7 protein-coding genes and 1 pseudogene are annotated in these 8,326 nt (G+C 52.4%); 2 read left to right on the top strand and 6 right to left on the bottom strand.

Annotated elements, in window-relative coordinates:
* From K5905_RS21010 to K5905_RS31620, 6 genes and pseudogenes are all read right to left on the bottom strand, one after another.
* Positions 1–847 (bottom strand): transposase (locus tag K5905_RS21010; protein ID WP_297587313.1); only part of this gene is annotated, 847 nt, incomplete at its 3' end.
* A gap of 63 nt (positions 848–910) precedes the next feature.
* Positions 911–1,255 carry an IS66 family insertion sequence element accessory protein TnpB gene (gene tnpB, locus K5905_RS21005; RefSeq protein ID WP_297587311.1) on the bottom strand — a complete coding sequence of 115 codons (345 nt, stop codon included), beginning with the start codon at positions 1,253–1,255 and terminating at the stop codon, positions 911–913.
* Positions 1,252–1,626 (bottom strand): transposase, encoded by a 375-nt coding sequence (locus K5905_RS21000; protein ID WP_297587309.1) that lies wholly within the window; start codon positions 1,624–1,626, stop codon positions 1,252–1,254. The genes tnpB and K5905_RS21000 overlap by 4 nt, the downstream gene beginning before the upstream one ends.
* Before the next feature lie 741 nt (positions 1,627–2,367).
* The gene (locus K5905_RS20995; RefSeq protein ID WP_297587307.1) at positions 2,368–2,703 is read right to left on the bottom strand and encodes a hypothetical protein; all 336 of its coding nucleotides are present in this window, start codon (positions 2,701–2,703) and stop codon (positions 2,368–2,370) included.
* A 612-nt stretch (positions 2,704–3,315) separates the two neighbouring features.
* Positions 3,316–4,512 (bottom strand): annotated as a pseudogene (locus K5905_RS20990) (calcium-binding protein); the annotation flags it as partial.
* Entirely contained in the window at positions 4,431–5,408 is a 978-nt protein-coding gene (locus K5905_RS31620; RefSeq protein ID WP_367187000.1) for a calcium-binding protein, read from the bottom strand. The gene K5905_RS31620 and the pseudogene K5905_RS20990, both read right to left, overlap by 82 nt.
* 2,145 nt (positions 5,409–7,553) lie before the next feature.
* Here K5905_RS31620 and K5905_RS20975 point away from each other — a divergent pair.
* Both K5905_RS20975 and K5905_RS20970 read left to right on the top strand, forming a co-directional pair.
* Positions 7,554–7,823: a hypothetical protein gene (locus K5905_RS20975; protein WP_297587300.1), complete on the top strand. Its 270-nt coding sequence runs from the start codon at positions 7,554–7,556 to the stop codon at positions 7,821–7,823.
* A 15-nt stretch (positions 7,824–7,838) separates the two neighbouring features.
* The coding region (locus K5905_RS20970) for a hypothetical protein (RefSeq protein ID WP_297587297.1) at positions 7,839–8,326 on the top strand (488 nt) is incomplete at its 3' end.

Here is an 8,326-nt window from a genome sequence, read left to right as displayed (position 1 = left end):
GGCCCTTCTTCACGCCCTTGCCAAGCCCTTTGTCCCGCAAGGAACGATCCAGTACCCGGATCGGAGTGTCATCGGCATGCAGCAGATCACTGCCCATGACCTCGGCCTCGATCCGGTCGATCAGAGGTTGAAGCACCCGCATGGCGCGACCGCACCAATCCGCCAGCGTGCTGTCGGGGATGTCGGCACCCATCCGGCCGAAGATCTCGTTGAGGCGATACAGCGGCAGGTGGTCGTCGAACTTGGAGACCAGAATGTAAGCCAACAGGCCCGCGCCTGCCATTGAACCCGGGATCGGCCGGCTCGGTGCAGGAGATTGAACCATCTTCTCGCACCGGCGACAGGATTTCTTCAGGCGGGCGATCTGGATGACCTTCAGCTGCGCCGCGATCATGTCGAGGATTTCGCTGACGTCCTCGCCCACGACACGCAGATCGCCGCCGCAATCGGGGCAGCATGTGCCAGGGTCCAGTTCCCGGCGCTCGCGCGGGGTCGCAGCCGACACACCCGGACGCCGCCGCGGCTTGTGCTCGCGCGTGTCGTTGTCGGCAGCTGCGGGCTCGTCCTCGTCCTGACCTTCGTCGACCGGCACACCAGCGCTTTCGGTAGCTGCGACCAGCAGATCTTCCAGCGCCAATTCCAGCTGCTCGATCTCACGCTCGACTTTTTCCGAGGACTTGCCGAAGGCCTGTTTCTGGAGTTTGGCAATCCGGAGCCGCAGGGCCTGAACCAGCTGGTCATGAGCTCGTAGCGTCGCAGACATCTTCGCGTTTTCCGCCTGCAAAGCGGCGATCTTCGCCTTCAGGATAGCGGGATCATCAGGAAGATTTACGGCATCGTCAGACATGAACCTGACTTACCACAGATCCAATGGAGAAGCTAAAAAAACTAAGCAAATCAGGGAGATAATTCACCCAACTCGAGCCGGCGGCGAACCCCAGTCCGGCCGCCAATCGATGCCTTCCCACAACATCGCCAACTGCGCCGAAGTCAGACGAGCCGTGCCGTCAGCAACCGAAGGCCAAGGGAAACGGCCCCGCTCCAAGACCTTGTAGTAAAGACAGAAGCCTTGGCCATCCCAGTACAAAAGTTTCAGCCGGTCACCCCGCCGCCCACGGAAGGCAAACACTGCACCACTCGTAGGTTTCTGACGAAGAACGTCCTGCGCAAGAGCAGCAAGACCTCCGATCCCCTTGCGCATATCGGTGGCACCGCAGGCGAGATAGACCCGAACGCCGGTCTCCGGGCCGATCATGCTGCTTCGACCAATCGGATCATGCGAACAAGCTCTTCGTCTGTAACTTGACCCCGACATTTCAAGACACGGCCATTCGAAAGAATAATCTCGACACAACCATCGAACCCAGGGGACATCGGTCCCTCAGGTGTCTCATCACTCGGATCCGGTAATGCTAGAAACACAGGTTCTTCAGAAACCGGAGGCAATAAGCCCTTGCGGCGAAGCTGGGCTCGCCATTGATAAAGATGTTGCCGACTTAAATCATGACGGCGGGCAACATCAGAAACAGTTGCACCACAAACACCAATTTCTTCCAAAATCGACAATTTCTCAGCGTCAGGCCAATAACGGCGACGCATGGTTCCCACTATGATTTCCTGCTGCATTCCAAGGCGCTCAAACAAACGACGTCATTAACGACGACAATATTGACGCAACATAAAATCTGAGCGCAGGAAAACACAGGCGGTAACAATCGGTCGGTTACGTTGCTCTTGCAGATACTCCCCGCAGACGGCGATCAAAGGCGCGGAGCGGGCCAGCCACCGCTTACCAATGAATGAAGGTGCAGTTATGATTTCGGAAGAGGTATTAGTCCGCTTGGTTGAGGCCGTTGAAGTGATCGTCATCATAGGCAAGAGGGACGGGCCACGGACTTACTAGGCTGCCTGGCCCGATCCGGTTCCTATCTGGAAAGTCAAACGCAGCCTGCCGCTGGAAACAATGCATCACGTTGGTGGGGGCCAACACCTGGCACGTATACCTGATTTGATTGGCTCGCGCAAAGCGGGCCTTTTTTGTGCATGGAGAGAAGAAATGCACTTTGAAGACCTGTGGATTGAAGGTAAGCGGTGCGCCGATCTCAATCGGATAGAGATGGTTCTTTTAGGTCAGGGAAGTAATGCTCATGCCACCCTATTACCCCGACAACATCGAGGAAAACAATGTGACAGCACCCTGTAATCTCTTCGCAGACGAAGACTGTTACAACTTCTTAAAAGCCGCCGGGTATAGAACCAATTAAACGCGACACACTCTAAAGGCAGGGATGCTTGCCACAACCGGTCAAGCCCATCTTGTCCAGTCGCACCGCTGGCTTCGGTGCTGCTGTTGTTGCCCTATAGAACCTATTCCAATAAAAACCCGGCACGAGCCGCCCTATCCCGGATGGAAGTGCATCGCTTGATCTGCTCCGTTTTGGATACATAGGGCACGAAAGGCGTCGGCGGAACGTATTTGTTCAGCTTGATGGTAAATACCTCATATGAGAGCCCCGTCCGATCTTGGACATAGCTCTCAAGGGCTACCTGATCGTACTCGAAGCCACATTTCTCTTTAGCTTCCATGAAGATCAGCATGTGGTGCAGGAGTGCTGTCTTTTCCATTTCAGACTTGCCAAGCCACGTACCAGCACAGGCTGTTGTTGTCAGAAGAACAGCAATGATCGTAAGAGTGTATTTCACAACGGGTGTCCTGATGTTGATCAGTTGTCCAGCACTTCCAGCTTTTTCGCTGCGCTTTTGATCCTGTTACAGATAATTCTCTGCCATTTTTTCGAGTAGCTTTTTATCCTTGTCTCGACCCTTTTATCGCCTTCAACTATCCCTGCGATAAAGATTTCAACATCTTTGATGTCGGAGTTTTCAACGCGTTTGCGAAAAACCTTACGATCGATTTTGAACCCGCAAATTTTTCGGCTTCAAAAATTTCGGACAATCTGCCTCTTTTTTAACAGCTCTCCGGTATCGTGCTGCTTGGCACAGTATCGACCAGCAGGATGTAATCCGGCAACACTTTAACCTATGCAGGATTAGGAATTGCGATACTAAAAACCGTGGCAGTGACAACCTATTTCATGGCATGTGTCCTTTTCTCAAAAAATCAAAAATACGCGCCACATTGTTTGTTATGGCAAAGACGCGCTGAAATTCGCGCGGCGCGACCTGGCGCGCGCGGAGCGCTCGCACGGCCGCAATGATTGCCGGCTGCCCAAAGCCGACGCGCCCACTTGAGGTGAGACATAGCGGAAAACGGCCGTGGCACCTGTTAAAGCGCCATGACCGACATCGCTACGTTCAGACGAATTCAAAATCATCTGCATGAAAGTCGGCAACGACGACATTCTGCAAGAGTATGCTGGTGTCCGGATCAATTGAGATCGTTGTATGCGACCCGTCATCCGAAGCTGCGGCGAGCACGCTGGCAAACGATCCGAATAGATCGATCTCGAATTCAAGAACGTCTTCGGACCCTGCACCGGCCACAAAATCGGTGACCGTGTCATGACCAGTGTCAGCGGCGCGGAATACGAACGTGTCGGAATCATTTCCGCCGCTCAAAGTGTCGTCTCCAAGACCGCCTATCAGGCGATCCGCACCGTCCGCGCCGTAGATCGCGTCGTTACCGGCTTCACCGTCGATGGTGTTACCGAAGCTCGAACCCCAGATGCCATTGTTGCCAGAACCCATCTTCGCGTGTTCAAAACTGCCTTGGTTCAACGAGTATTGCCGGTCATCAGAGCTAGTGTAGATCAGCGTATCGATACCGGCGTCTCCGGAGAACCATGTATCGTCAGCATCAGCATAGATCGTGTCGTCACCGTCCTGGCCCTGCAACGAGTCTGCGCCCGCGCCACCATCGATAATGTCATTGCCACCACCGGCCTGAACAAAATCATCACCGTCTTCCAGATAGATTTCATTGTCGCCCTCGGTGCCCCAGACTTTGTTGTTGCCGGATCCGGCGTGGATCTTTTCAAATGCGCCTTGGTTCAATGAATATTCGAAGTTGTCTGATCCTGTGTAAACGAGGGTGTCGATGCCGGCGTCTCCGGAGAACCAGACGTCGTCCGCGTCGGCATAGATTGTATCGTCACCATTCTGGCCCTGAAGCGTGTCAGCGCCCGCGCCACCGCGCAGGATGTCGTTACCGTCGCCGCCCTGCAGGAGATCGTCACCGGCTTCACCGTCAAATTCATTGTCAGCCGATCCGCCCCACAAGGTGTTGTTGCCGGATCCTGCGCGGATGATTTCAAAGCTCCCCTGAGCCGAGGCGTATTGAAAATCATCAGTGTCGGTGTAGATCAGCGTGTCGCGGCCACCGTCACCGGTAAACTGCGTGTCGTCAGCGTCTGCATAGATAGTGTCGTCGCCATCACCGCCGTGCAGAATGTCTGCGCCAAGATCCCCGTTTAGGATATCATTGCCACTGCCGCCTGAAACAAAATCCGCACCTTCACCACCGGAAACAGTATCATTGCCGCTGCCACCGGTAAGATCGTCATCACCCTTACCGCCATTGAGTTGATCGTCGCCGGCATCGTATCATTGCCGCCATAGCCGTTGTAAAACGCACCTCGACCATCCGCCCTCGGGGACAGGTTCGGTGTATCGTCACCGTTTCCGCCATGGTTACCGGTCCCTGAAAAATCGAAATTGAAGTCACCATCGGTGAAGTCTTCAATAATAACAGTGGCGACATATCCGGTCCAATAAGCGTCTATATTTTGACCGAACTCAGAGGACCACGCGTTATGCATCACATAAAGATCGCCGTCCTTTTCGAAGGCGGCAACTTCTGAATTTTCGCTGACGTAAAAATCTCGACCTTCAAATGATACGTGATCAAAAGTTTCGTTCGGCTTGTTTAGGATGACGGATGTATTATCAGAGCTTTGGATTTCAATAACGCCGGTGCCGTCAACATCGCGGATACGATCCACCGTGTCGAAGCGTGCCAGACTGGCATCAAAAGCGTACCCTTTTTGATTTTGATGGTGGATTGTCCACCCTTCAATAAAATCAAAATAGCTGACAGGCGTGTCTGAATTCACATCGATAGTGTGTTCGGCTTTGTGTATCAGGTAGGTGTCTGCGCCGGTCCCACCATCCAGTATGTCTTGTTCTTCATCGTCAACAAAACCGGCGTTAGAGGGCAAATCGCCTTTGACGACAGCTGTCAAAACGTCATTTGCGGTGCCTCCTGAAAGCGTATCTATGCCGTCGCCGCCTTCTACGAGATCTTTACCGGTGCCACCGACAAGGAAATCATTATCGGCGTTGCCGAAAAGCCTGTCGTCGCCAGCGCCGCCTAAGATTTCGTCATGCCCGGCACCACCGTAAACATGATCCTCGCCATCGCCAGCGAAAAGTCTTTCATTATCGATCATCCCCAAAAGCAGATCGTTTGTATCAAGAGACGAAGTGTCGATTGTACCGTTTACAAGCCCGTACCCATCCAAAGGCCCGGTAATTACGTTTTCAACAGCCCCCCCATCAGTAAAATCAAATTGATTATTTGCTCCGGGGGCAACGCCCCATTGTAGCTGGGTGGCGGCAGCGTTAAGAGGGATTACGCCGGTATAACTGACGCGTTCGTCTATTGTCTGACCGGACTGTTTTTCTTGAAGAATTTGATTGGTTGTTCTAACCGTTTCACCAGTGTAATCGGCGTTGTCTTGCGAATAATTGTTGGGCGCATTTTTATTGATAATGCCATTCGCAAGATCATGCTTGTTTCCTACCGCATGCACCAATTCGTGGATGATCACGCGTTTAATATCGAAATCAAACGTTTCACCGTTCTGATTGACGGCTTTCAGATTTTCCAATCTGTCAGGATTGAAATTTACAACACCCTGATTTGTGTAGGCGAAATTTCCTTGGTTCGGATCCGAGAAAAATTGCAGATCCATATTACGAGCCACAGCGGTATCCAAAATCGCTTGCCCCGTTTGCGTGCTGTACATGATTCTGACAGCGGCTTCGATCTCTGCGCGATACTGAGGATCCACTTCAAAATTTGGATCAAAATCCGGGTTAGCTGCCCAGTTCCATTTAATCAGCGCCATAACATCCGGTAAAGCCATTTGAATTCTCTTGTGATTGGGTGAACTTTTCCAGCCTTATAAAACTGATTCACAACAAAAAAAGAAGGTGCCGTCACATTGTTTGGCGAATAGGCGCATGAAGCTCCACCGGCTGTTTTTCAGACGTGTCGCTCGCTCATGATTCTCCACTCGGCCATGGCCTAAAGTCGTTGATTTCGAATTTGTGCTGCCGCGTGGGCAAATCCACTTACTGAAGTGTTTCCCGGCCTGGTGTGACAGTTCTTGGTGAGGCTTGAGTAACGGATTGAGAGGGCAGGGTCAGCTTCAGTCCGTCGCGACCGATCTCAAGGTTTCGCCCGCTCCACGCCGCAATCAGGCAGATCGCAATCACAGCTAGCAAAGTAAAAACGTGGGTGGGGTTTAGTCGCTTCATAGTCACACCTCTCAACAAAAACATGGTGTGCCTGTCGCTCGCTGCTCGCTGCGCACTTTGGGTAGCCGTTTTGCAAGCGTCAAGTAGCCTAGAAATTTGGTGCGAGCTCGTGAATCCTTGCACGTGGGATTGAGTTCTTTCTCATTCTCTACTGCCAAGCCGAAATTTACTGAGTCCTTGCATGATTTAAAGAACTAAGTTTGTGGAAAACTTTTTGGAGGCAGCTAAAGAGCACTGTCGAAGACCTGAAATCGTAGCAACAGGCGGTGCGCCTAAACGGTCGTTCTTTCTTATGAGGTTGCTGCAGGAGCGGGTTTCTTGGTTCTATATGTCTGCCGACACATCTGTCGCCTTGGCAGATGGAACTATAAAAATCCTGTCCAGAAGGGTTCTTTTCAGCAAACAGAAGGTAGTTGGCACAGCCAAGCTGTTTGCACGCAATGCATGCCCGCAATGATCTCATCAAAGGCCAAATACAAGCTTGTAGGGACCTGCAACTCTGCCTAGAATCAATTTGCGAATGCGGACCAGTTGAATTCGAAGAGGTGCAACGCCCAATGACCCAATCGCGGGCTCTTACTAGTTCAAGCTTGTTCTCGCAGGAAGCAGATACACGTGTGCTTGCTTTAAACACACCTTGGCCAATCCTGATGCGCAAGGACGAGACAATCGGCATGAAGCAAGCCGAGGACATGACGGGCTTAAGCTCGAAAACCATCAAACGCTGGTGCAAAGAATTGGGTGTAGGTGTACATAGCTGTTCTAGTGCACCATGGCGAATATCTGCTCCAGCACTAATGATGGTCCACCACGGTGATATTTGTGCTCTCGAGCTGCTCCGGCAGGGCAATCGAGCACATGCCAGGGTCGCCCGCTACTTTGATGAGCTGGGACTGCCCATCTAATGTCGCTGGTGGTAGGTGCTCGTTACGCGCACTGAATGGGCAAAGCCTTCAACCGATAATCGGTCAAATGTGTCCGGACGCGGATAGTCCCAATGCTGCGAACTGCATGGTTTATTGATTTCAAGGGTGAGATCAGGAGCCAGCAAAATGTACAGTTCAGCCATAAAACAGAGCCAGGCTACGGACCCGGTGGTCAATATCATGTTGACCGGCGGGCGTGTCACTTTGAGCTTCAGAGAAGCCGCTTTCAGCGCTGCGGCCCGAACCAACACCTCCGTCAACGAATTAGTTCTCACAGCCCTCGCTGAAAAGCTTGCAGGTGAAGGTTATCGCTTTGGTGGTGTCTTCAAGAGAGGTGATTTTACGAGTTTGGGTCTCACACCCTCTGCTGACGTCTTGGAATACCGTGGAAAGTGAAGGGGAGAGAACCAAATGCCACTGGATAAAAGCAGCCCTATTTCGGGTGAAACGGGCGTTTACAACCCTTGGGACTTGAGCGCTCCAGTGGGAGAACGAGTCGAGAAGCCAGGTTTCTTCGATGCTATTGGACCAGCAATCCGGTCCGAAAACATTGGTGGTTCTTACCTGGCATCCGAGGAAATGGCCATTGAGAAGCGGGAATACTATAGAACCGTTGACGGATATAACCCTTTCACCAATGGCGACCTGATAGGTTACGAGGAATACGAAGATAGGTTCCTTGATGCCCCTCAAAACCCAACCGTTGTGGCTGCGATCAAAGCTGACATCGATCGGGAGAAGAAGGATCGAGAAACCGTTGTCGCGGCAGGTTGGGCAGGAACCTTTGCGGACTTAACAGCGAGTGTTCTGGATTTGCCGACCCTGCTTCCAGGTGGGGCAATGGTCAGATCTGGTGCTGCAGGGTACTCGGCAGTGCGTACCGGTCTCTCTGTCGGTTT

Source organism: Roseibium sp., assembly GCF_025698965.1.
Classification (GTDB): Bacteria; Pseudomonadota; Alphaproteobacteria; order Rhizobiales; family Stappiaceae; genus Roseibium.
This window is presented reverse-complemented; position numbering and strand designations above follow the sequence as displayed.

Bases quoted from the DNA above. Each gene is read 5' to 3' on its own strand.
- K5905_RS20975 (WP_297587300.1), top strand. From the start codon at position 7,554: ATGTACAGTTCAGCCATAAAACAGAGCCAGGCTACGGACCCGGTGGTC.
- tnpB (WP_297587311.1), bottom strand. From the start codon at position 1,255: ATGATCGGCCCGGAGACCGGCGTTCGGGTCTATCTCGCCTGCGGTGCC.
- K5905_RS21000 (WP_297587309.1), bottom strand. From the start codon at position 1,626: ATGCAGCAGGAAATCATAGTGGGAACCATGCGTCGCCGTTATTGGCCT.
- K5905_RS31620 (WP_367187000.1), bottom strand. From the start codon at position 5,408: ATGATCGATAATGAAAGACTTTTCGCTGGCGATGGCGAGGATCATGTT.